The organism is Aeromicrobium sp. YIM 150415 (genome assembly GCF_016918125.1).
GTDB classification, from domain to species: domain Bacteria; phylum Actinomycetota; class Actinomycetes; order Propionibacteriales; family Nocardioidaceae; genus Aeromicrobium; species Aeromicrobium piscarium.
The window spans coordinates 117,492-138,490 of record NZ_JAERWM010000005.1; the positions used below are offsets into that span (position 1 = coordinate 117,492).

Genomic DNA, 20,999 nt, shown 5'->3' on the forward strand with positions numbered 1-20,999 from the left:
GGTCCACGCCACCTCACGTCAGCCACCGAAAGAGCAGGCGGTGAGCCACCACGCACCCCGGTGATGGAGATACGTGATGGCTCACCGCCCGTCGGCAGCCCTGGTGGACGTCAGCCGATGTTGAAGCCGAGGGCGCGCAGCATCTCCCGGCCGTCGTCGGTGATCTTGTCCGGACCCCACGGCGGCATCCAGACCCAGTCGATCCGGAACTCGTTGACGATGCCGTCGAGCGCCGCACGGGTCTGATCCTCGATGACATCGGTCAACGGGCAGGCCGCCGAGGTGAGGGTCATCTGCAGCACCGCATTGCTGTGGTCGTCGACGTGTGCGCCGTAGACCAGGCCGAGATCCACGACATTGATGCCGAGCTCGGGATCGACGACGTCCTTCATCGCCTCGATGACGTCATCGGAGCTGGTGGGCTTGGGGCTGGTGTCGACCTGAGGCAGATCGGAATGGTCGGTCGTCATGGTGTCACTTGCCTCTCTCATGGGACACGGTCTGATCGGAGCCGGCGAGCGCCTGGGAGGTGGCGTCCTTCCACGCCATCCACCCCAGCAGCGCACATTTCACGCGAGCCGGGAACTGCGCCACGCCGGCGAAGGCGATGCCATCCTCGAGCACCTCTTCATCGGGGGTGACCTGGCCACGGCCGTGCATCACCTCGGTGAAGGCGTCGAGCACGCGCATCGCCTCCTCGACGGTCTTGCCCGGCAGCAGGTCGTACAGCACGGAGGCCGAAGCCTGGCTGATGGAACAGCCCTCGGCATCGTAGGAGATGTCAGCCACGCGGTCGCCGTCCAGATGCACCCGCAGGGTGATCTCGTCGCCGCAGGTGGGGTTGACGTGATGGACCTCGGCCTCGTACGGCTCGCGCAATCCGGCGCCGTGGGGGTTCTTGTAGTGGTCCAGGATGATCTCCTGGTACATCGCATCGACGTCCATGCTCATCCCACCTTGAAGTACTGCTGGGTGTAGCGGATCGCCTCGGCGAGGGCGTCGATCTCGGCCTCGGTCGTGTAGAGGTAGAACGAGGCTCGAGTCGTCGACTGCACGCCGAAGCGCCGATGGGCCGGCTTGGCGCAGTGGTGCCCGGCTCGCACGGCGACACCGCGCGAGTCGAGCAGCTGCGCGACATCGTGCGGGTGGACGCCGTCGAGGGTGAAGCTCACCGCTCCCCCGCGGTCGACCGCCTCGGACGGGCCGACCACCGTGAGGCCGTCGATCTCCTGCAACCGTCCGAGCGCATAGGCGGTGATCGCCTGCTCGTGCGCCGCGATGTTCTCCATGCCGATCGCCGACAGGTAGTCGACGGCGGCACCGAGACCGACCGACTGCGCGATCGGCGGTGTCCCCGCCTCGAATCGGTGCGGCGGCGCGGCGAAGGTGCTCCGCTCCATCGACACCGTCTCGATCATCTCGCCGCCGCCGAGGAAGGGCGGCAGCGAGGCGAGCAGGTCGTAACGCCCCCACAGCACGCCGATACCGGTCGGACCGACCATCTTGTGACCGGTGAAGGCCACGAAATCGGCTCCCAGGGAGGAGACGTCCACGGGGAGCTGCGGGACCGCCTGTGAGGCGTCCACCGCGACCAGCGCACCGACCTGGTGCGCACGGGCAATGACGACGTCCAGCGGGTTGATGGTGCCGAGCATGTTCGACACCCAGGTCAGCGAGACGATCTTGGTGCGCTCGGTGACCAGCGACTCGAGGTCGTCCAGATCCAAGCGTCCCTCGTCCGTGACGCCGAACCAGCGCAGCGTCGCGCCCGTGCGCTCGGCGAGGAGCTGCCACGGGACGATATTGGAGTGATGCTCCATCTCGGAGATGACGATCTCGTCGCCCTCCCCCACGATGCCGCCGTCCCCCAGCGTGCGAGCGATGAGGTTGAGCGCCTCGGAGGCGTTCTTGGTGAAGATCACCTCATCGCGCGACGGCGCGCCGATGAAAGCCGCGACCTTGTCACGGCCGGTCTCGAAGGCCTCGGTGGCCTCCGCGCCGAGCTGGTGCATCGCGCGCGCCACATTGGCGTTGTGCTCCAGATAGTGCCGCTCGATCGCCTCGACGACCTGCCGCGGCTTCTGCGAGGTATTGGCCGAGTCGAGGTAGACCAGCGGCCGGTCGCCCGCGAGGGATCGCGCGAGGACCGGGAAGTCCTTGCGGATCGCCTCGACGTCGTAGCGGGTCACAGCGCCGCGGCCGCCTTCACGTACTTGTCGTAACCCTCGGCCTCGAGCTGCTCGGCGAGCTCCTCGCCACCGGACTCGGCGAGCCGGCCGGCGACGAAGACGTGCACGTAGTCGGGCTTGATGTAGTTGAGGATGCGGGTGTAGTGCGTGATGAGCAATACGCCGCGATCGCCCTGCGAGGTGTACCGGTTGACGCCATCGGACACCACGCGCAGCGCGTCGATGTCCAGGCCCGAATCGGTCTCGTCGAGGACGGCGAACTTCGGGTTGAGCAGCTCGAGCTGCGCGATCTCGTGACGCTTCTTCTCACCACCGGAGAAGCCCTCGTTGACGCTGCGCTGCGCGAAGGAGGGGTCGAGGGTGACACGCTCGAGCGCGGCGTTCACATCCTTGACCCAGGTGCGCAGCTTCGGAGCCTCACCGTCGACCGCGGTCTTGGCGGTGCGCAGGAAGTTGGCGACCGAGACGCCCGGCACCTCGACGGGATACTGCATCGCCAAGAACAGGCCGGCGCGAGCCCGCTCGTCGACGCTCAGCTCGAGGATGTTCTCACCGTCGAGCAGCACCTCGCCGTCGGTGATCTTGTACTTGGGGTGGCCGGCGATCGAGTACGCGAGCGTGGACTTGCCCGAGCCGTTGGGGCCCATGATGGCGTGGACCTCGCCGGAGTTGATCGTCAGATCGACCCCGCGCAGGATCTCCTTCTCGCCGTCCTCGGTCTCGACCGAGACGTGAAGGTTCTTGATCTCCAGAGTGGACATGCTCTCAGTTCTCGCTTTCGGTGGGGAGATCGACCCAGACGGTCTCTCCCTCGATCTTGGTGGCGTACACGGGGACGGGTTCGGTGGCCGGGAGGCTCAGCGCCTCACCGGTCCGCAGGTCGAAACGGGAGCCGTGCAGGAAGCACTCGATCGTGCACCCCTCCACATCGCCGTCCGACAGCGGGATCTCGGCATGCGAGCACCAGTCCTGGATGGCATAGACGTCGTCCCCCTGGCGGACCAGGGCGATATCGACGCCGTCGACCTCGATGCCGAGCGCCGCGCCCTCCGGCACGTCGCCCAGCGGAGCGGCCTCTCTAAATGACACGGCGCAGCTCCTTTTCGGTGATCGAGTAGCCGCGAGGTACGAGCGGCGTATCGAGATCAAATGACACGGCGCAGCTCCCTTTCGGTGATCGAGTAGCGTCGTCCGCTCAGCGGGCGGCGCGTATCGAGATCAAATGACACAGCGCGCTCCTCAGGACTCCAGGCGACCGACGACGGTCGCCAGCTCGTCCTCGATCGCCGAGGTGAGCCGCTCCTGCAGGTCCGCGACGCCGATCCGGCGGATGATGTCATTGAAGAAGCCGTGGACGACGAGGCGGCGGGCCTCGGTCTCCTCGATGCCGCGGCTCTGCAGGTAGAACAGGTGCTCGTCGTCGAAGCGACCGGTGGTCGAGGCATGGCCGGCCCCGGCGATCTCGCCGGTCTCGATCTCCAGGTTCGGCACCGAGTCGGCCTTGGACCCGTCGGTGAGCACCAGGTTGTCGTTCTGCTCGAAGGTCTCGATGCCCTCGGCCACCTTGCGGATGAGCACATTGCCGATCCACACGGTGTGCGCGTCCTGACCCTGCAGCGCGCCCTTGTAGACGACATTGCTGCGTGTCTTGGGGGCGGTGTGATCGACGAACTGCCGGTGCTCGAGGTGCTGGCCGGCGTCGGCGAAGTAGACACCGAACAGCTCAGCGCTGCCACCCGTGCCCCGGTAGTCGACATTGGTCGAGGAACGGACGAGATCGCCGCCGAGCGTGAACTCGAAGAACCGCACCTGCGCGTCACGGCCGACCGACACCCCGTTCTGCACGGCGTGCACGGCGTCGTCCTCCCAGTCGGCGAGGCTGATCACCGTGAGCTGTGCTCCATCGCCCACCAGGTACGTGACGGTGCTGCCGTAGGTGGCGCTGCCGACATGGTCGAGCAGCACCGTGGCCTTGGCGAACGGAGCGACCTTGACGACCGTGTGGCCCCACACGACCTGATCGGCGGCACCGCCGGACCAGTTGAGCCGCACCGGGGCATCGAGCTCGCCGTCGATCGCGAGCAATGTGGCCTCGGGCGCGTTCTCGACGGCGAGGGCCGCAAGGCGGTCCAGCGGCGCGATGCCACCGAGCTCCTTGGCCTGCTCACGTGAGATCACGCTCAGGCTCGCGCCGTCGGGCAGCTCCTCGGCCCGCGCGAGCCGCGTGTCCGATGCCGGGCCCTCGAGCAGACCGCGCAGCCGCTTGAGCGGCGTGAAGCGCCAGATCTCCTCCAAGCCGGTGGGCTTGGGGTGGGCCTCGACGTCGTACGACGGCTCGGGGTGCAGGTGGGACTCGACGTGCTCCAGTTCCAGTGCACTCGAGAAGTTGTCGACAGTGGCGGTCATCCGACAGCGCCCTCCATTTGCAGTTCGATGAGGCGGTTGAGCTCGAGGGCATACTCCATCGGCAGCTCACGGGCGATCGGCTCCACGAAGCCGCGCACGATCATCGCCATCGCCTCGTCCTCCTCCATGCCACGCGACATGAAGTAGAAGAGCTGGTCCTCGCTGACCTTGGAGACGGTGGCTTCGTGCCCGAGCGTCACATCGTCCTCGCGGACGTCCACATAGGGGTACGTGTCCGAGCGGCTGATCTGATCGACCAGCAGGGCATCACACTTGACGGTGCTGGCCGAGTGCTCCGCACCGTCCAGCACCTGCAGCAGACCGCGGTAGGACGTGCGACCGCCACCGCGGGCGACGGACTTGGACAGGATCGAGCTCGAGGTGCGCGGCGCGGCGTGCACCATCTTGGCGCCGGTGTCCTGGTACTGGTCGACGCCGGCGAAGGCGATCGACAGCGTCTCACCGCGGGCGTGCTCGCCCATCAGGTAGACGGCCGGGTACTTCATCGTCACCTTGGAGCCGATATTGCCGTCGATCCACTCCATCGTCGCGCCCTCCTCGCAGGTGGCGCGCTTGGTGACCAGGTTGTACACATTGTTCGACCAGTTCTGGATCGTGGTGTACCGCACCCGGGCGTTCTTCTTGACGATGATCTCGACGACCGCCGAGTGCAGCGAGTCGCTGGAGTAGATCGGCGCGGTGCAACCCTCGACGTAGTGCACGTACGAGTCCTCGTCGGCGATGATGAGGGTGCGCTCGAACTGGCCCATGTTCTCGGTGTTGATCCGGAAGTAGGCCTGCAACGGGATGTCGACGTGGACGCCCTTGGGCACGTAGATGAACGATCCGCCGGACCACACCGCCGTGTTGAGCGCGGCGAACTTGTTGTCGCCGGTCGGGATGACGGTGCCGAAGTACTCCTCGAAGATCTCCGGATGCTCCTTGAGGGCCGTGTCGGTGTCCAGGAACAGCACGCCCTGGGCCTCGAGGTCCTCGCGGATCGAGTGGTAGACGACCTCGGACTCGTACTGCGCGGCGACGCCGGCGACGAGGCGCTGCTTCTCCGCCTCGGGGATGCCGAGCTTGTCGTAGGTGTTCTTGATGTCCTCGGGCAGGTCCTCCCAGCTCTGGGCCTGCTTCTCCGAGGAGCGCACGAAGTACTTGATGTTGTCGAAGTCGATGCCGGTGAGATCGGCACCCCACGTCGGCATGGGCTTGCGCTCGAAGAGCTTGAGTCCCTTCAACCGCCGCTGGAGCATCCAGTCGGGCTCGTCCTTCTTGCCCGAGATGTCGCGGACGATCGACTCATTCAGGCCGCGCTTCGCGCTCGCGCCGGCGACATCGGGATCGGCCCAGCCGAACTCGTAGTTGCCGACCTCCTTCAGACCGGGATTGAGCTCCTCGATCTGGTTGGTCTCGTGCGTCGTGGTCATGACGACACCCTCTCTGATGTGGGGGCTTTCGGAAGATGGGTGGTGCACACACCATCGCCGTGGGCGATCGTGGCGAGCCGTTGGACATGGGTGCCCAGCAGCTCGGCGAAGAGTTCGGTCTCGGCATCGCAGAGCTGGGGGAACTCACCCGCCACGTGCGCGACGGGGCAATGGTGCTGGCACATCTGCTCGCCCGCGGGCGAGCTGCTGACGGAGGCGGCGAAGCCGTCCTCGGTCAGAGCATGGGCGAGGAGCTGAGCACGCTCCTCGGTGGTATCGACCGAGGCGAGCAGACCTCGATAGCGTTCCTCGAGTCCGGCCAGCCGGAACCGGGCGAAGGCCTTGACGGCGTCATCGCCGCCGGTGGCGTGCAGGTATCGCAGCGCTTCGGCGGCGAGATCGTCGTAGCCCTGGGTGAACTGGTCGCGTCCGGCATCGGTGAGCACGAAGACGCGAGCCGGTCGGCCGCGACGGCGTTGGCCGACGATCCGTTCCTCGCGGGCGGTGATGAGGCCCTGCTCCAGGAGAGCGTCGAGGTGGCGGCGGACGGCGGCAGGCGTGAGATCCAGGTGCTCGGCCAGGCTCGCGGCGGTCGACGCTCCGTGCGCCAGGAGGGATTCGGCCACCCGCAGACGCGTCGGGGCATCGTCGTTCGACGACGTCGCCTCCGGTGTCTGCATGTTTTTCACAACACCAGTGTGCCGTTATTCATTCCTGCCATTCAACGAAGGATGGCCTTACCCGTCGCCACGGCCGTCCTTCCTCAACCGCGTCTCGGCCGTGGAGGTCTCCCGCCGGTTCCGCCCAGCGGCGACGGCGTCGACGACCCATCGCCACCGCGCCGGCGATACAGCCCGGGAGCGCGCCCGCGACGCTATCGTGAGGCATGGCCAGTCCTGCCGCACATGTCGACGCCGGTGGACGCGAGGTACGCGTCTCGAGCCCCGATCGCGTCATCTTCGAAGCGACCGATCTCACACCGGACATCACCAAGCTCGAGGTCGTCGAGTACGTCGTGCGTGTCGGTGACGGGCTCATGCGCGCGCTCCGTGAGCGTCCCACGACACTCGAACGCTGGCCCAAAGGCGTCCGAGAGGGTATGGAGCTGTCGACGCGCCAGGACAACCACGGCGACGCCTTCTATCAGAAGCGTGTTCCCAAAGGCGCGCCCGACTACGTCGAGACGGTGCGGATCAACTTCCCCTCGGGACGCCGCGCGGATGAGATCTGCCCGACGGAGATCGCCGTCGCAGCCTGGGCGGCCCACATGGGCACGATCACCTTCCATCCCTGGCCGGTGCGCCGCGCGGACGTCGATCGCCCCGATGAGCTGCGTATCGACCTCGACCCGCAGCCGGGCACGGACTTCCACGATGCGCAGCGGGTGGCCCGCAGCGCCAAGGAGCTGCTGGAGGAGATCGGGATGCGCGGATTCGCCAAGACCAGCGGCAACCGCGGTGTGCACGTCTTCGTCCGGATCGAACCGCGATGGACGTTCACCGACGTCCGCCACGCGGCGCTCGCCTTCGGGCGCGAGCTGTCGCGCCGCGACGACCGGGTCACGACGGCCTGGTGGAAGGAGGAGCGAGGCGAGCGGATCTTCGTCGACTTCAACCAGAACGCGCGTGACCGCACGATCGCCAGCGCTTACAGCCTGCGCCCCAAGCCCGGGGCGCCGGTCTCGACACCTCTGACCTGGGACGAGCTGTTCGACCTCGACGATCCCCGGACCTTGAACCTCACGACCGTGCCGGCGCTGCTGGAGCGACGCCCCGATGCCTGGTCCTCGATCGACGACGAGGCGTTCAGCCTGGAGACCTTGCTGGAGTGGTACGCCCGCGATGAGGAGAACGGGGAGGGCGAGATGCCCTATCCCCCGGACTACCCCAAGATGCCCGGCGAGCCCCGGCGGGTTCAGCCCTCCAAGGCCCGCAACGATTGATCCTCGGCGGACCGCGCATACACCACGTCACCGGCCTTGACGACGCCGCGGAGTGCCGCGCGATCGTGGAGCACGCTGATGTCGCGGAGCGGGTGGCGGTCGATGATGACGAGGTCTGCCCGCTGCCCCTGAGCGACCAGGCCGCGGTCCTCCAAGCCGAGAGCGAGGGCGGCCGAGCGCGTCGCGGCATCGAGGCCCTCTCGTGGGGTGAGACCCGCGTCGACGAGACGGATGAGCTCGATCGCCGCATCGCCGGGAGGACCACTGTCGTGGCCCAGTGCGATGGCAACGCCGGCCGCCCGCGCGGCAGCGACGGACTGGTACGCCTCCTCCAGCTGCCTCTTGGCCTGGTCGACCAGTACCTGCGGGAAACTCTCGGGGAATCGTTCGGCGAGATCGTGGAAGGTCGAGAGCGTGGGCACCAGCGTGGTCCCCTTCTCGGCCATGAGTTCGAGCAGGGCCGGGTCGCGATGAACGGCGAGTCCGTGCTCGATCGTGTCCACGCCCTCCTCGACGGCGATCCGGGTCCCTGTGAGCCCTTCGGCGTGGGCGGCGACTCGGAGACCGAGACGATGGGCCTCCTCGACGGCCACGGCGATCTCCTCCCGCGTCAGCTGGGCGGGCTCGGGATTCTCACGCTCGACCGATCGCGCGCCGGTCGCCATGATCTTGATGAAGTCCGCTCCGTCGCGGATCTGCTCTCGGACCGCCTTGCGCACCTCGTGCGGGCCGTCGGCCTGTCGGTACATCGGCGTGAAGAGCACTCCCCCCGGTGACGTCGCCGACACGATGCGCCCGCAGCTGAGCACCTGCGGGCCGGGAACGATGCCGAGATCGACCGCCTGCCGGAGCGCCACCCCCTCGAGGTCGTCGCTGCCGACATCGCGCACCGTGGTGAAGCCCGATTCCACGATCGCCTTGGCGAGTGCGGCCAGCACGAAGTAGCCGAGTTCACGGGGACGGGGTTCGCCACCCTTGAGCTCCGGCGGCGGTCCGAAGCCCGGGTTGCGGACGATCTCCCCGCTCAGCGCGTGCAGATGCGCGTCGATCATGCCCGGTGCGATGGAGGCACCGTCCAGATCGATCGCATCCACGGGCCGCTCGGCGCCGTCGATCGGGTGCACGGCGTGGATCCGATCGCCCACGATCGTCACGCTCCAGCGCGTGTCGTCCAGGGGGCGTTCGGCATCGGCCAGGTGGGCGTTCCACAGCACCAATTGCTCAGCAGTCACACGAGGTCCTCTCATCTACTACAACCACTATGTGACCGTAGAATGACCGTATAGCGGTCGTCAAATTCGTATCGTACAGTCGTCCCATGACGACCGCAGACGACACGGTGGACCTCCTGCAGGGGACGGGCCGCAATACGTCGCTGGCTCGCGCCTTCGAGGTTCTCGAGGCCCTGGCAGTGCACGAGACGGGCGCATCGGTCGCCGAGCTCGCGAAAGCCACCGGCCTCCCGCGCTCGACCGTCGCCCGTTTGCTCGCATCGCTCTTCGATGTCGGGGCGGCCGCCCGTCCGCGCGGTGGCCGGCAGTGGGTGCTCGGCCCCACGATCTCGCGCCTCGCGGCGGGCGTGGACAGCACGAGCGCTCTCGCCGCACGGGCGCGTCCGATCCTGAACGAGCTGTCGGCCCGTTTCCGCGAAGCCGCCATGATCGCCGTCCCGGTCGACGCGCTCTCCGCTCGCGTACTGGACCAGGTGCCGTGCCCTCGCATCGTCGGCGCGGTGCCAAGCTGGTCCGAACCATTGCTCACCAGCCCCGCGTCAGGAACGGTCCGCATGCTACTCGCGGAACTGGACCCGGCTGAGGCCCGCACGGCTCTGCAGCATCTGCGTCGAGAGCAGTTCACCAGCGCCACGAAGACGGGCGTCGATGAGTTGGCTCGCGCTGTCGAGGAGGTGCGCTCACTCGGGCACTCGACCGTCGTGGACGAGATCGAGGAGGGGCTCGCGGGGGTGGGGGTCGCCGTGCGCGACCGACACGCTCGGCTCGTGGGCCTCCTCTCGGTCTATCTGCCCACGGTGCGCCTCGCCGAAGCCATGCGTTCCGGCCTCGTAGAACAGCTCCACCGGTCGGCGGAGCGCCTCCGCGAACAATCGCGGGCGACCGAATAGCGGTTGCATTATGACCGCCATGTAGGCACACTGGTGGCCCGTCGGCCCAGAACGGCCGACGGAAAGGTTGCCCATGACGGCGGTTTCACCGCATCTCTCCTCTATCCATTCATCCGCTGGCACCCGACGCGGCCAATCGGTCGCCTTCGAGGGCGTCAGCAAGATCTACGACGACGGGACTCCCGCAGTGGAGTCCCTCGACCTCGAATGCCCCGCCGGACAGATCACCGTCTTCGTCGGCCCGTCAGGCTGCGGGAAGACCACGACCCTGCGGATGATCAACCGAACGGTGGCTCCCAGCACCGGCACCGTCTCGCTCGGGGGTCGCGATATCCACGCGATGGACCTCACGGAGCTGCGGCGTGGGATGGGATACGTGATCCAGGACGCGGGACTGTTCCCCCACCGCACGATCGTGGAGAACATCGCCACCGTTCCCCGGCTGCTCGGGACCCCTCGCAGAGAGGCACGCCGGCAGGCTCTCGAGCTGATGGAGCGCGTCGGCCTCGATCAGCATCTCGCGAAGCGCTATCCCTATCAATTGTCCGGAGGACAGCGGCAACGCGTCGGAGTCGCCCGCGCCCTCGCCGGGGATCCCCCCGTGTTGTTGATGGACGAGCCCTTCTCCGCCGTGGACCCCGTCGTCCGCGCCGAGCTTCAAGAGGAGTTGCTCCGACTCCAGCGCGATATCGAGAAGACGATCGTCTTCGTCACCCATGACATCGACGAGGCGGTGCGGCTGGGCGATCAGATCGCGGTCTTCACGACGGGGCGGCTCGCCCAGGTCGGTACGCCGGCGAAGATCCTCACCGATCCGGCGAGCGACTTCGTCGACGAGTTCGTCGGATCGGATGCCGGCGTCAAGTGGTCGTCGCTCCTGCCGGCCCGCGATATCGAGCCGTTCACGCCACCGGAGGACCTCGACGGCTGGCAGCTGGTGATCGACGACGAAGGGCGCTGCCAGGGCTGGCGGCCTCCCGGCGCCGGCGATCACCTCGTCGACTGCCGGCGCACCGTCCGCCTGGCCAGCGACAGCCTGCGCGCCGTCTTCGATGCGCTGCTGCTGTCGCCGTGTCACCTCGCACCCGTCATCGACGACCAGGATCGGGTCGTCGGCGTCGTCGACTACGCGAGTGCCCTACGGGCCCTCGATCGTCAGCGCGAGGCGTCACGATGATCGACTGGTCCTGGATATCGCGCAACGCCTCGTCGATCGGCTCGCTGTCCGTCGAACACCTGCTGCTCTCCTTCGTGCCGGTGGCGCTGGGGCTGCTCATCGCGGTGCCGCTCGGCATCGCCTGTGTCCGATGGGGCGCCCTGTATCCGCCGGTATGGGTGCTGAGCGTGGTCCTGTTCGCCGTGCCGTCGGTCGTGCTCTTCATCTTCTTGCTGCCCTTCACCGGGATCAGCCGGCTCACGGCGATCATCCCGCTCACCATCTACACCGTGTCCCTGCTGTTGCGCAGTGTCGTCGACGGACTCCGCTCCGTCGACCCCGCCGTGCGCGACTTCGCCGATGCCCTCGGGTTCCGGGGCATGCACCGACTGATCGGCGTCGACCTCCCGATCGCGGCACCCGTCATCCTCGGCGGCCTTCGTATCGCCACGATGTCGAATATCGGCATGGTGGCCGTGGCCTCGGTGATCGGGATCTCGTCACTCGGTGATCTCTTCGTCGACGGCACCCAGCGTTACTTCGCGACACCGATCGTGGTCGGGATCGTTCTGGTCACGGCACTGGCCGCGATCACCGATCTCGGACTCGTGGGGCTGCAACGTCGCATGACGCCCTGGCTGCCCCGAGGGGGTCACGCATGAACCCGTTCGCCGGAATGCTCGACTGGCTCGCCGATCCCGCACACTGGTCCGGTAGCGGCGGGATCCCCACCCGTCTGCTGGAACACCTTCAGTACACCGGTCTCGCCATGGCCATCGGGGCGCTCATCGCGATCCCCCTCGGCATCTACCTCGGCCACCGCGACCGGGGCGAGATCCTCGTGCTGACCGTGGCCAATATGATCCGGGCGCTCCCCACCCTCGGCGTGCTGACGCTGCTGGTGATCGTGGTCGGCATCGGACTCATCCCCCCGCTCATCGCGCTCGTCGCCATTGCCGTGCCGCCGATGCTCGTCAACTCCTTCGAGGGCATCCGCACCGTGGATCGGTCGGCCGTGGACGCCGCACGCGCGATGGGCCTCGGACGGTGGCGTACAGCCTTGACCGTCGAACTGCCATCGGCCGTTCCGGTGGTGCTCTTAGGGGTCCGACTCGCCTTGATCCAGGTGATCTCCACCGCCACGATCGCCGCCTATGTCGGCCTCGGCGGGCTCGGCCGGTTCGTCTTCGACGGCCTCAGCACACGTAACTTCGACCAGGTCGCGGGCGGCGCACTCCTCGTCGCGGTTCTGGCGATCCTCACCGAGGCCGCGCTGATCCTCTTCACCGCGCTGGTCGTCTCGCCGGGTGTCGCGCGTCGTCCGCGCCCGTTGACCCGGCTCCGTCCCTATCGAAAGGAATCCCTATGAAACGCCCCCTCCTGGCCCTCACCGCCGTCAGCGGTCTGCTCCTCACGGCCTGCGGAGCCTCCGATCCGCTCTCCGAGTCCTCTGAGAGCGGCGCGATCGTCGTCGGCTCAGCGAACTTCGCCGAGAACGTGCTGCTCGGTGAGCTGTACGCCCAAGGGCTCGAAGACGCCGGTTTCGAGGTGGACCGAACCTCCAATATCGGTTCGCGCGAGGTGCTGTTCGGTCAGGTCGAGTCGTGCGGCCTGCACGTGGTGCCCGAGTACAACCAGGCACTGCTCAACTTCGCCGATCCCGAGAACGGTGCCGTCGGTGCCGACGAGGTCAACGAGCTGCTCGAGGACGCCCTCCCCGAGGGAACCGGGTTCGGCACCCCCTCCCCCGCGGAGAGCAACAACGCCCTGGCTGTCACCGCCGAGACAGCTGAGGCGCACGGTCTGGCGGAGCTGGCCGATCTCGGTCCCGTCTCCGGCGAGCTGACCATGGGCGGTCCGCCCGAGTTCGAGACGCGATGGGATGGCCTCGTCGGTCTCGCCGAGGTCTACGACATCGAGTTCGCCGGATTCAACGTCCTCGGCGACATCTCCGGCCCGATCACCGTCAGCGCTCTGAACGGGGGCAATGTCGACGTGGCGATGATGCAGACGGCCAGCCCCGCGATGGCCGAGAACGACTTCGTCATCCTGGACGACACCGAGAGTGTCCTCGGCGTGAACCAGGTGACGCCGTACTACTGCTCCGATGCACTCGATGACGACGCCCTCGCCGTGCTCGACGATATCGGCGCGGCACTGACCACCGAGGACCTCCAGCAGATGAACTACGAGTACTCGGTCGAGAACTCCGACGCCGATCTCGTGGTGCGGACCTGGCTCGACGAACAGGACCTGAGCTGAACCTCCGTCCGCACGACACGACGGTGGGTCGCCCGACGAGGGTCTCGAACGGCTCGGTGGCGACCCACCGCGGTCCTGTCTCTGTCCCAGCGGTCAGGGATGGCTCATGATCTCGGCGAGGTCGTAACGGGCGACCTCCTCGAGCTGCTCGTAGGTGCAGGACTCCGGTTCCCGGTCCTCGCGCCAGCGCTTGAACCGCGCCGTGTGCCGGAATCGCGCGCCATCACCCTCGCCCTCCATGTGTTCATATCCGACCTCGGCGACCCGTTCGGGACGCAGCGGGACAAAGGAGAGATCCTTAGTACCGCTCCATCGGCTCTGCCCGCCCGGCAGACGTCCGGACGCCTGGGCCTCCTCGTCCTCCCACGCTGCCCAGGGGTGCGCGTCGTCCACCGTCGCAACGAGCGGCGCGAGTTCCTCGATCAGCTCCTCGCGTCGCTGCTCGGTGAACGAGGCCGCCACGCCGACGTGCTGCAGACGGCCGTCATCGGCGTAGAGACCGAGGAGCAACGATCCCAGCAGCGGCCGCTCGGGCGTCGAGGTCTTGTGCAGGCGATAGCCGGCGACGACGACATCGGCGGTTCTGGCGTGCTTGACCTTGAGCATGACCCGTCCATTGGGTGCGTAGGCCGAGGCGAGCGGCTTGGCCACCACCCCGTCGAGCCCCGCCCCCTCGAACAGGTCGAACCACTCGGTGGCCTCCTCGGTGTCGGCGGTAACGCGCGTGACGCTGACCGGACCACCGACACCGCCCAGCTCGGCCACCAGCCGCTCGCGACGGGTCGAGAAGGGCTGCTCGGTGAGATCCTCATCGCCGATCGCCAGCAGATCGAAGACCACCAATCGCGCCGGCCACTGCTCGGCCAGCAACGTGACCCGTGACTCAGCGGGATGGATCCGCTGGCTGAGGAGATCGAAGTCGAGCCGATCCCCGCTCACGACCACGATCTCGCCATCCACGACGCAGCGCTCGGGCAGCAGCTCGCGGACCGCGGTGACGACCTCCGGGAAATAGCGGGTGAGCGGCTTGGTCGACCGACTGGCGATCTCGATCTCGTCGCCATCGCGGAACACGATCGCCCGGAACCCGTCCCACTTCGGCTCGTAGACCAGGCCGCCCTCGATCGCGTCGGCCGCGGGCACGCCCTTCACCGACTTCGCCAGCATCGGTCGGACGGGAGGCATCACCGGAAGATCCATGCCGCCCAACCTAAGGGACACCAACCTGTTGAGTGTGGGAAGCTGCTCTACCAGGTCAGGAGATCCATCACCGCGGAGGCCGCGTCGCGCAGACGTCGTCCGGTCAGTCGGACGATCACCCAGCCCACCAAGGCCAGCACCAGACTGAGGTACAACACGGCCGGCTCTGATTCCTCGCCATTGGTGTACTCGACCACGAGCATCACCACCGAGATGACGACTCCGAGCATGCCCACAATCGCCACGACAGCGCCGAAGCCGGCCACCATCACGCTGATCACTTGCCGTGTCTTACGCACCGCGACAGGGTAGCCTCCGCTACTGCGGACACTGCCGATGGCTCGCTCACCCCGCTCATTAGACTGGCCGGGTGCCACACCCCGCCGTCGACATCAGCGACCTCGTCATGCGCTACGGCGATGTCGCCGCCGTCGACGGGCTCTCGCTCAGGGTCGAGACCGGCACCATCACGGCCATCCTCGGGCCGAACGGGGCCGGCAAGACCACCACGATCGAGACCTGCGAGGGCTTCCGACGGCCCCACCAGGGCACGGTGCGCGTACTGGGCCTCGACCCCGTAGCGGATGCCACCGAGCTCCGCCCACGCGTGGGCGTGATGCTGCAGTCGGGCGGCGCGTGGCTCGGTGTCCGAGCCGAGGAGATGCTGCGCCACATGGCGTCGCTCCACGCGTGCCCCCTCGATACGGACGCCCTCATCGAGCGATTGGGCATCGGCTCCTTCGCCCGCACCGCCTATCGCCGCCTGTCCGGCGGTGAGAAGCAACGGCTCAGCCTCGCGATGGCGATGGTCGGCCGCCCGGAGCTGCTGTTCCTCGACGAGCCGAGCGCCGGCCTCGATCCGCAGTCACGCCGCGCCACCTGGGATCTGCTCGTCGAGTTACGCGAGCAGGGTGTCACCACCGTGCTCACCACGCATTTCATGGACGAGGCCGAGGAGCTCAGCGACGCGGTCTACATCGTCGACTCCGGCCGGGTGATCGCCGCGGGCACCCCGCGCGAGCTCACGGGAGCCGACGCTCGCAACACCCTCCACATCGTGGCCCCGGCCGGGCTCGACACCCACGCCCTGGCCGCGTGTCTGCCACCGGCGACCACCGCGGACGAGCCCGTACCCGGTCAGTACGTCGTCACCGGAGACATCTCCCCCGGGCTCGTGACCCAGGTCACGGCATGGTTCGGCGAGCACGATGTCCTGGTCGAGTCCGTTCTCGTGGAACGACGCTCGCTGGAGGACCGCTTCCTCGACCTCACCGGAAAGGCCCTGCGGTGACCCTGGATCTCTCGCCCGCGCCCGGGGCGGCCCCGAGGGCCACCATGCTCCGCGCACAGACGCTCATGGAGCTGCGACTGCTCGCACGCAACGGCGAGCAACTGCTCCTGACGATCATCATCCCCCTGATCCTGCTGATCGCCGGCACGCAGTCGAGTCGCATCGTCGACCTCGGCCCGGGACGTCCGATCGACATCATCGCCCCCGGAGTGCTCGCCCTCGCGGTGCTCTCCACCTCGTTCACGTCACTGGCGATCGCGACCGGCTTCGAGCGCCGCTACGGCGTCCTGAAACGGCTCGGTGCCTCACCGCTGCCGCGCTGGGGGCTCATGGTGGGCAAGGTGGGTGCCGTGGTGATCGTCGAGATCGTCCAGCTCGCCTTGCTCAGCACGGTCGCCCTGCTGCTCGGATGGCAGCCCGCTCGCGGGGTGACGCCCTGGCTCTGGGCGGTCGTCCTGGTCGTGCTCGGCACCGCGGCCTTCGGTGCGCTCGCGCTGCTGATCGCCGGGACGCTGCGCGCCGAGGCCACGCTCGCCGTCGCGAACCTCGTCTATGTCGTGCTGCTCGTCGGCGGAGCGCTGCTGGTACCCCTCGATCGATACCCGGATATCGCGCAGAGTGTCCTGATGCTGCTCCCCTCAGGAGCGCTCGGGGAGGGCTTGCGCGAGACCTTCACCGCCGGAACCCCGCCGCTCCTCGCCATCGCTGTTCTCGCCGGTTGGACCGCCGTCGCCGGCCTCGCCACCGCCAGGAGCTTCTCATGGGAGTGAAGGACCTCGTCCGCACCTCGGATATCCGTCAGTCGACCGTCGTCGGGTGGGCCTGGGCGTCCCTCGTCGCCAATATCGGCATCATCCTCACCGGCGGCCTGGTGCGACTGACCGGCTCGGGCCTCGGATGTCCCACCTGGCCGCGATGCACCGACGAGTCCTTCGTCCCGCACTCGTCCCTCGGCTGGCACGGGGCGATCGAGTTCGGCAACCGGTTGCTGACCTATGTGCTCATCGCCATCGCGATCGCCACCTTCTTCGCCGTATGGCGGTGGGCCGGCGCCACGACGACGATGAAGCAACTCACCGTGCTCATCGGCGTGGGCATCCCCTTCCAGGGCGTCATCGGCGGCATCACAGTGCTCACCCAGCTGAACCCCTGGGTGGTGGCGCTGCACCTGCTGCTCTCGATGGGTCTCGTGGTCGCCGCGACTGTGCTGCTCGTGCTCGTGCGAGGTGATGGCGGCTCGACGGTCGACCAACTCACCCGACGGCTCGTGCTGCTCGCCTACGGCCTGCTGCTGATCGCGATCTATCTCGGCACCATCGTCACCGGCAGTGGTCCCCACGCCGGCGATGCCGATGCTCCTCGCAATGGTTTGGATCCGCAGTTCTGGAGTCGCATCCACGCGTTGTCCGTGTGGGCGCTCGTGGCGGTGACGCTCGTCGTGATCTGGCGGTTGCGCGGGCATCGAGTCCAGCGCGCCGCGTGGATGGTCCTGGCAGCGGAGCTTCTGCAGGGCGCGATCGGGTACGTCCAGCACTTCACCGGACTTCCGATCGGCCTGGTGGCCGCGCATCTCGTGGGTGGCGCCATCCTGCTCGCTGCGACCACCTACCTCGTGTTGCAGGTGGCTCCCGCTTCGCGCGAGAACGCCGACACGCTCGCCTAGCCCCTCCCCCTTCCCTCGCCCCGGGCGGTGAGCTGTCACGCACCTCGCCAGCAGGCCGCGGGTGAGCGGTGCGTCAACGCGCAGGCGAGCGCCCGAAGTACGGGATAGCTCACCGCCCGCGGGGGTGAGGGGGACGAGAGGTCAGCCGATGAAGGGATCGACCGCGGCGGCGACGAAGAGCAGCGCCAGGTACGCGTTCGAGAAGTGGAAGAGCCGCATCGGCTTGATCACCGACAGCTGCTCGGTCTCACGCGAACGAGCACGCAGATCGTAGGCCTCGATGAGGAACACGATGCCGAGCGTGATCGCGGCCGCCGGGTAGAACCACCCGGTGTCGGCCACCGGCCAGACGGCCAGCGAGGTGATGACGGTCGCCCAGGTGTACCAGACGATCTGCCGGCCGACCTCCGCCGCCGGAGCGATCGACGGGAGCATCGGCACCCCGGCGGCCGCGTAGTCCTCGCGATACCGCAGTCCCAAGGCCCAGAAGTGCGGCGGGGTCCAGAAGAAGACGACGAGGAACAGCAGGAACGGTGCCCACGCGAGCTCATTGGTGACGGCGGTCCAGCCGATCAGCGGCGGGAAGCAGCCCGCGGCACCGCCCCACACGATGTTCTGCGAGGTACGGCGCTTGAGGATCATCGTGTAACCGACGACGTAGAAGACATTCGCCGCGAGCGCGAGCGCCGCGGAGAGCCAGTTGACCAGATACCCCAGCCAGAGCGTCGCGATGACCCCGAGCACGAGGCCGAAGATCAGCGCATTGCGTGTGCCGACCTGGTGGCGCGGCAGCGGACGGCGCGAGGTGCGGCGCATCTTGGTGTCGATATCGGCATCGACGACGCAGTTCAACGCGTTCGCGCTGCCGGCCGCCAATGCGCCGCCCACGAAGGTGGCGAGGATCAGGGAGAACGAGGGCACCCCACGCTGGGCCAGGAACATGACCGGCACGGTGGTGAGCAACAGGAGTTCGATGATGCGCGGCTTGGTGAGCGCTACGTACGCCTTGACGACATCGGCCGCGGAGGACCCGTGATCCTGCCGGGTGGACGACGAACCGTTGACGGGAGCCTCATGGTCGACGGAAGTCACCTGAGCAGTCTAACTCGTACGCAGTAGGCTCGGAGTGACCGGCTTCTGACACACGATCTTGGAGTGACGCCCGTGAGCACTGCACCGTCCGCGCTGGACTGGAACGACCTCGACCGCAAGGCGGTCGACACCGCTCGTCTCCTCGCCGCCGACGCCGTCCAGAAAGCCGGCCACGGACACCCGGGCACGGCCATGAGCCTGGCGCCCGCGGCCTACCTGCTCTACCAGAAGCTCATGCGCCACAACCCCGCCGATCCGCACTGGAGCGGTCGCGACCGCTTCGTGCTGTCGTGCGGTCACTCCAGCCTCACGCAGTACATCCAGCTGTACCTGGCGGGCTACCCGATGGAGCTGAACGACCTGGAGAGCCTGCGCACGTGGGGCAGCCAGACCCCCGGCCACCCCGAGTACGGCCACACGCCGGGCGTCGAGGTCACCACCGGGCCCCTCGGCCAGGGCATCGCCAATGCCGTCGGCATGGCGATGGCGGCGCGCCGCGAGCGCGGCCTGCTCGATCCCGATGCCGGCCCCGGTGAGAGCGTCTTCGACCACTCGGTCTACGTGATCGCCTCCGACGGCGACATGCAGGAGGGCGTCTCTGCCGAGGCCTCCTCGCTGGCCGGCCATCAGCAGCTGGGCAATCTCACGCTTCTCTACGATGACAACAAGATCTCGATCGAGGACAACACCGATGTCGCGTTCACCGAGGACGTCGCCGCCCGCTACGAGGCCTACGGCTGGCACGTGCAGACGGTCGACTGGACGCACGGCGGCGCCGAGTACCGCGAGGATCTCGACGCCCTCTGGGACGCGTACCAGCAGGCCGCGCAGGTCACCGACAAGCCGAGCCTGATCGTCCTGCGCACCATCATCGCGTGGCCCGCCCCCCATGCGCAGAACACCGGCGCCGCGCACGGCTCCGCTCTCGGCGATGACGAGGTCCGCGCCACCAAGGAGGTGCTGGGATTCGATCCCGACGCGACCTTCGCCGTGTCCGACGAGGTCATCGAGCACACGCGTCAGGCGCGCGCACGCGGCGAAGAGGCGCAGACCGACTGGCAGGATCGCTTCGACGCGTGGGCGCAGGCCGATCCCGATCGATATGCGCTCTTCCAGCGGCTGTCCGCCCGCGAGCTCCCCTCCGGCTGGGACGCTGATCTCCCCGTCTACGAGGCCGACGAGAAGGGCATCGCGACCCGAGTCGCCTCCGGCGAGTTCCTGACGGCCGCTGCCCCGAATCTCCCCGAACTCTGGGGCGGCTCCGCCGACCTCGCCGGTTCCAACAACACGACGCCCAAGGGGCAGCCCTCCTTCATCCCGCCGCAGCGCTCGACCGAGAAGTTCTCCGGCGACTGGTACGGGCGCGTCCTGCACTTCGGCATCCGCGAGCACGCGATGGGAGCCATCCTCAACGGCATCACCTTGGACGGGCTGACCCGGCCGTATGGCGGCACGTTCCTGGTGTTCAGCGACTACATGCGTCCGGCCGTGCGACTGGCCGCGCTGCAGGAACTGCCGACGACCTTCGTGTGGACCCACGACTCGATCGGTCTCGGCGAGGACGGTCCCACGCACCAGCCCGTCGAGCACTTGGCCGCGTTGCGCGCGATCCCCGGCCTCGATGTGGTCCGGCCCGGCGACGCCAACGAGACGATCGCCGCCTGGCGCACCGTCATGGAGCGTCATCACCGGCCGGCCGGTCTTGTCTTGAGCCGGCAGAACGTGCCGATCTTCCCGCGGGGTGAGGACGGATACGGCGACGCCGCACTCACCGCCAAGGGCGCCTATGTCCTCCTCGACACCGACGGCACTCCCGATGTCGTCCTGGTGGCGACCGGATCCGAGGTCCAGATCGCCGTCGCGGCCCGCGAGCAGCTCGCCGCCGAGGGAATCGCCGCCCGGGTGGTCTCGATGCCCTGCCGCGAGTGGTTCGAGGAGCAGAGCAGCGAGTACCGCGACTCGGTCATCCCACCGTCGGTCCGTGCACGCGTCTCGATCGAGGCCGGCGTGGCCCTCGGCTGGCGCGATGTCGTCGGCGACGCGGGTCGGATCGTGAGCCTGGAGCACTTCGGCGCCTCGGCTCCCTTCGGGACCCTGTACGAGAAGTTCGGACTCACCAGCGAGGCCGCTGTCGCTGCGGCCAAGGAGTCGATCCAGGCGGCCGCGACGCCCGATGCTGGTGTCCCCTTCGCGGCCCGGCCTACCGGCCCGGTCCTCCCGGACACCACCCACTGACTCTCCTC

General features: G+C 67.9%; 22 protein-coding genes. 10 read left to right on the forward strand and 12 right to left on the reverse strand.

All coding sequences use genetic code 11. The features are described 5' to 3' along the window. Nucleotides 1-110 precede the first annotated feature (110 nt). From JL108_RS03930 to JL108_RS03965, 8 genes are all read right to left on the reverse strand, one after another. Nucleotides 111-470, reverse strand: a complete 360-nt coding sequence (locus JL108_RS03930) for a metal-sulfur cluster assembly factor (RefSeq protein WP_087624618.1) — start codon at nt 468-470, stop codon at nt 111-113. A 4-nt stretch (nt 471-474) separates the two neighbouring features. Continuing rightward, complete coding sequence (gene sufU / locus JL108_RS03935; protein ID WP_143912370.1) at nt 475-945, reverse strand: Fe-S cluster assembly sulfur transfer protein SufU; 471 nt, start codon at nt 943-945, stop codon at nt 475-477. A gap of 2 nt (nt 946-947) precedes the next feature. Beyond that, a complete protein-coding gene (locus tag JL108_RS03940; RefSeq protein ID WP_143912371.1) occupies nt 948-2,189 on the reverse strand; it encodes a cysteine desulfurase in 1,242 nt (413 codons plus the stop codon). Continuing rightward, a complete protein-coding gene (gene sufC / locus JL108_RS03945) occupies nt 2,186-2,950 on the reverse strand; it encodes a Fe-S cluster assembly ATPase SufC (RefSeq protein ID WP_205197175.1) in 765 nt (254 codons plus the stop codon). Before sufC ends, JL108_RS03940 begins: the two co-directional genes overlap by 4 nt. Nucleotides 2,951-2,954: 4 nt before the next feature. Further along, entirely contained in the window at nt 2,955-3,278 is a 324-nt protein-coding gene (locus JL108_RS03950; RefSeq protein WP_143912375.1) for a non-heme iron oxygenase ferredoxin subunit, read from the reverse strand. A 150-nt stretch (nt 3,279-3,428) separates the two neighbouring features. Next, a complete protein-coding gene (gene sufD, locus JL108_RS03955; RefSeq protein ID WP_205197176.1) occupies nt 3,429-4,595 on the reverse strand; it encodes a Fe-S cluster assembly protein SufD in 1,167 nt (388 codons plus the stop codon). Next, nucleotides 4,592-6,028 carry a Fe-S cluster assembly protein SufB gene (sufB, locus tag JL108_RS03960; protein ID WP_205197177.1) on the reverse strand — a complete coding sequence of 479 codons (1,437 nt, stop codon included), beginning with the start codon at nt 6,026-6,028 and terminating at the stop codon, nt 4,592-4,594. The genes sufD and sufB overlap by 4 nt, the downstream gene beginning before the upstream one ends. Beyond that, nucleotides 6,025-6,708 (reverse strand): metalloregulator ArsR/SmtB family transcription factor, encoded by a 684-nt coding sequence (locus JL108_RS03965; RefSeq protein WP_143912598.1) that lies wholly within the window; start codon nt 6,706-6,708, stop codon nt 6,025-6,027. The genes sufB and JL108_RS03965 overlap by 4 nt, the downstream gene beginning before the upstream one ends. A 206-nt stretch (nt 6,709-6,914) precedes the next feature. On the opposite strand from JL108_RS03965, the gene JL108_RS03970 reads away from it, so the two are divergent. Continuing rightward, entirely contained in the window at nt 6,915-7,970 is a 1,056-nt protein-coding gene (locus JL108_RS03970) for a DNA polymerase domain-containing protein (RefSeq protein WP_205197178.1), read from the forward strand. Here JL108_RS03970 and JL108_RS03975 read toward each other — a convergent pair. Then, nucleotides 7,943-9,202 (reverse strand): amidohydrolase family protein, encoded by a 1,260-nt coding sequence (locus JL108_RS03975; RefSeq protein WP_205197179.1) that lies wholly within the window; start codon nt 9,200-9,202, stop codon nt 7,943-7,945. The genes JL108_RS03970 and JL108_RS03975 overlap by 28 nt on opposite strands. An 86-nt stretch (nt 9,203-9,288) precedes the next feature. Here JL108_RS03975 and JL108_RS03980 point away from each other — a divergent pair, with 86 nt between their 5' ends. From JL108_RS03980 to JL108_RS04000, 5 genes are all read left to right on the forward strand, one after another. After that, nucleotides 9,289-10,092, forward strand: coding sequence for an IclR family transcriptional regulator (locus tag JL108_RS03980; protein WP_205197180.1), 804 nt, complete (start codon nt 9,289-9,291; stop codon nt 10,090-10,092). A gap of 73 nt (nt 10,093-10,165) precedes the next feature. After that, complete coding sequence (locus tag JL108_RS20160) at nt 10,166-11,269, forward strand: ABC transporter ATP-binding protein (RefSeq protein WP_205197181.1); 1,104 nt, start codon at nt 10,166-10,168, stop codon at nt 11,267-11,269. Beyond that, a complete protein-coding gene (locus tag JL108_RS03990) occupies nt 11,266-11,910 on the forward strand; it encodes an ABC transporter permease (protein WP_205197182.1) in 645 nt (214 codons plus the stop codon). The genes JL108_RS20160 and JL108_RS03990 overlap by 4 nt, the downstream gene beginning before the upstream one ends. Further along, nucleotides 11,907-12,617, forward strand: coding sequence for an ABC transporter permease (locus JL108_RS03995; RefSeq protein ID WP_205197183.1), 711 nt, complete (start codon nt 11,907-11,909; stop codon nt 12,615-12,617). Before JL108_RS03990 ends, JL108_RS03995 begins: the two co-directional genes overlap by 4 nt. Further along, complete coding sequence (locus JL108_RS04000; RefSeq protein WP_205197184.1) at nt 12,614-13,510, forward strand: ABC transporter substrate-binding protein; 897 nt, start codon at nt 12,614-12,616, stop codon at nt 13,508-13,510. Before JL108_RS03995 ends, JL108_RS04000 begins: the two co-directional genes overlap by 4 nt. Nucleotides 13,511-13,603: 93 nt before the next feature. On the opposite strand, the gene JL108_RS04005 is transcribed toward JL108_RS04000, so the two are convergent. Together JL108_RS04005 and JL108_RS04010 are read right to left on the reverse strand one after the other, a co-directional pair. Further along, a complete protein-coding gene (locus JL108_RS04005; protein WP_205197185.1) occupies nt 13,604-14,710 on the reverse strand; it encodes an ATP-dependent DNA ligase in 1,107 nt (368 codons plus the stop codon). A 47-nt stretch (nt 14,711-14,757) separates the two neighbouring features. Beyond that, nucleotides 14,758-15,009, reverse strand: a complete 252-nt coding sequence (locus JL108_RS04010) for a PGF-CTERM sorting domain-containing protein (protein WP_205197186.1) — start codon at nt 15,007-15,009, stop codon at nt 14,758-14,760. A 71-nt stretch (nt 15,010-15,080) separates the two neighbouring features. On the opposite strand from JL108_RS04010, the gene JL108_RS04015 reads away from it, so the two are divergent. From JL108_RS04015 to JL108_RS04025, 3 genes are read left to right on the forward strand one after another with little or no spacing between them, the layout of a single operon-like run. Then, nucleotides 15,081-16,001, forward strand: a complete 921-nt coding sequence (locus tag JL108_RS04015; RefSeq protein ID WP_307837187.1) for an ABC transporter ATP-binding protein — start codon at nt 15,081-15,083, stop codon at nt 15,999-16,001. Nucleotides 16,002-16,045: 44 nt separating this feature from the next. Beyond that, nucleotides 16,046-16,771, forward strand: a complete 726-nt coding sequence (locus tag JL108_RS04020) for an ABC transporter permease (RefSeq protein WP_240190609.1) — start codon at nt 16,046-16,048, stop codon at nt 16,769-16,771. Then, nucleotides 16,762-17,664 (forward strand): heme A synthase, encoded by a 903-nt coding sequence (locus JL108_RS04025; RefSeq protein WP_205197188.1) that lies wholly within the window; start codon nt 16,762-16,764, stop codon nt 17,662-17,664. Before JL108_RS04020 ends, JL108_RS04025 begins: the two co-directional genes overlap by 10 nt. Before the next feature lie 141 nt (nt 17,665-17,805). Here JL108_RS04025 and JL108_RS04030 read toward each other — a convergent pair whose 3' ends face one another. Next, a complete protein-coding gene (locus JL108_RS04030) occupies nt 17,806-18,756 on the reverse strand; it encodes a heme o synthase (protein WP_205197189.1) in 951 nt (316 codons plus the stop codon). A 72-nt stretch (nt 18,757-18,828) separates the two neighbouring features. Here JL108_RS04030 and tkt point away from each other — a divergent pair, with 72 nt between their 5' ends. Further along, nucleotides 18,829-20,991, forward strand: a complete 2,163-nt coding sequence (tkt, locus tag JL108_RS04035) for a transketolase (RefSeq protein ID WP_205197190.1) — start codon at nt 18,829-18,831, stop codon at nt 20,989-20,991. Nucleotides 20,992-20,999: the final 8 nt, after the last annotated feature.

Bases quoted from the DNA above. Each gene is read 5' to 3' on its own strand.
- JL108_RS03990 (WP_205197182.1), top strand. From the start codon at position 11,266: ATGATCGACTGGTCCTGGATATCGCGCAACGCCTCGTCGATCGGCTCG.
- JL108_RS03995 (WP_205197183.1), top strand. From the start codon at position 11,907: ATGAACCCGTTCGCCGGAATGCTCGACTGGCTCGCCGATCCCGCACAC.
- sufC (WP_205197175.1), bottom strand. From the start codon at position 2,950: ATGTCCACTCTGGAGATCAAGAACCTTCACGTCTCGGTCGAGACCGAG.
- JL108_RS04000 (WP_205197184.1), top strand. From the start codon at position 12,614: ATGAAACGCCCCCTCCTGGCCCTCACCGCCGTCAGCGGTCTGCTCCTC.
- JL108_RS04020 (WP_240190609.1), top strand. From the start codon at position 16,046: ATGCTCCGCGCACAGACGCTCATGGAGCTGCGACTGCTCGCACGCAAC.
- JL108_RS04005 (WP_205197185.1), bottom strand. From the start codon at position 14,710: ATGGATCTTCCGGTGATGCCTCCCGTCCGACCGATGCTGGCGAAGTCG.
- sufB (WP_205197177.1), bottom strand. From the start codon at position 6,028: ATGACCACGACGCACGAGACCAACCAGATCGAGGAGCTCAATCCCGGT.
- JL108_RS03965 (WP_143912598.1), bottom strand. From the start codon at position 6,708: ATGCAGACACCGGAGGCGACGTCGTCGAACGACGATGCCCCGACGCGT.
- sufU (WP_143912370.1), bottom strand. From the start codon at position 945: ATGGACGTCGATGCGATGTACCAGGAGATCATCCTGGACCACTACAAG.
- JL108_RS04025 (WP_205197188.1), top strand. From the start codon at position 16,762: ATGGGAGTGAAGGACCTCGTCCGCACCTCGGATATCCGTCAGTCGACC.
- sufD (WP_205197176.1), bottom strand. From the start codon at position 4,595: ATGACCGCCACTGTCGACAACTTCTCGAGTGCACTGGAACTGGAGCAC.
- JL108_RS03970 (WP_205197178.1), top strand. From the start codon at position 6,915: ATGGCCAGTCCTGCCGCACATGTCGACGCCGGTGGACGCGAGGTACGC.
- JL108_RS03980 (WP_205197180.1), top strand. From the start codon at position 9,289: ATGACGACCGCAGACGACACGGTGGACCTCCTGCAGGGGACGGGCCGC.
- JL108_RS03930 (WP_087624618.1), bottom strand. From the start codon at position 470: ATGACGACCGACCATTCCGATCTGCCTCAGGTCGACACCAGCCCCAAG.
- JL108_RS20160 (WP_205197181.1), top strand. From the start codon at position 10,166: ATGACGGCGGTTTCACCGCATCTCTCCTCTATCCATTCATCCGCTGGC.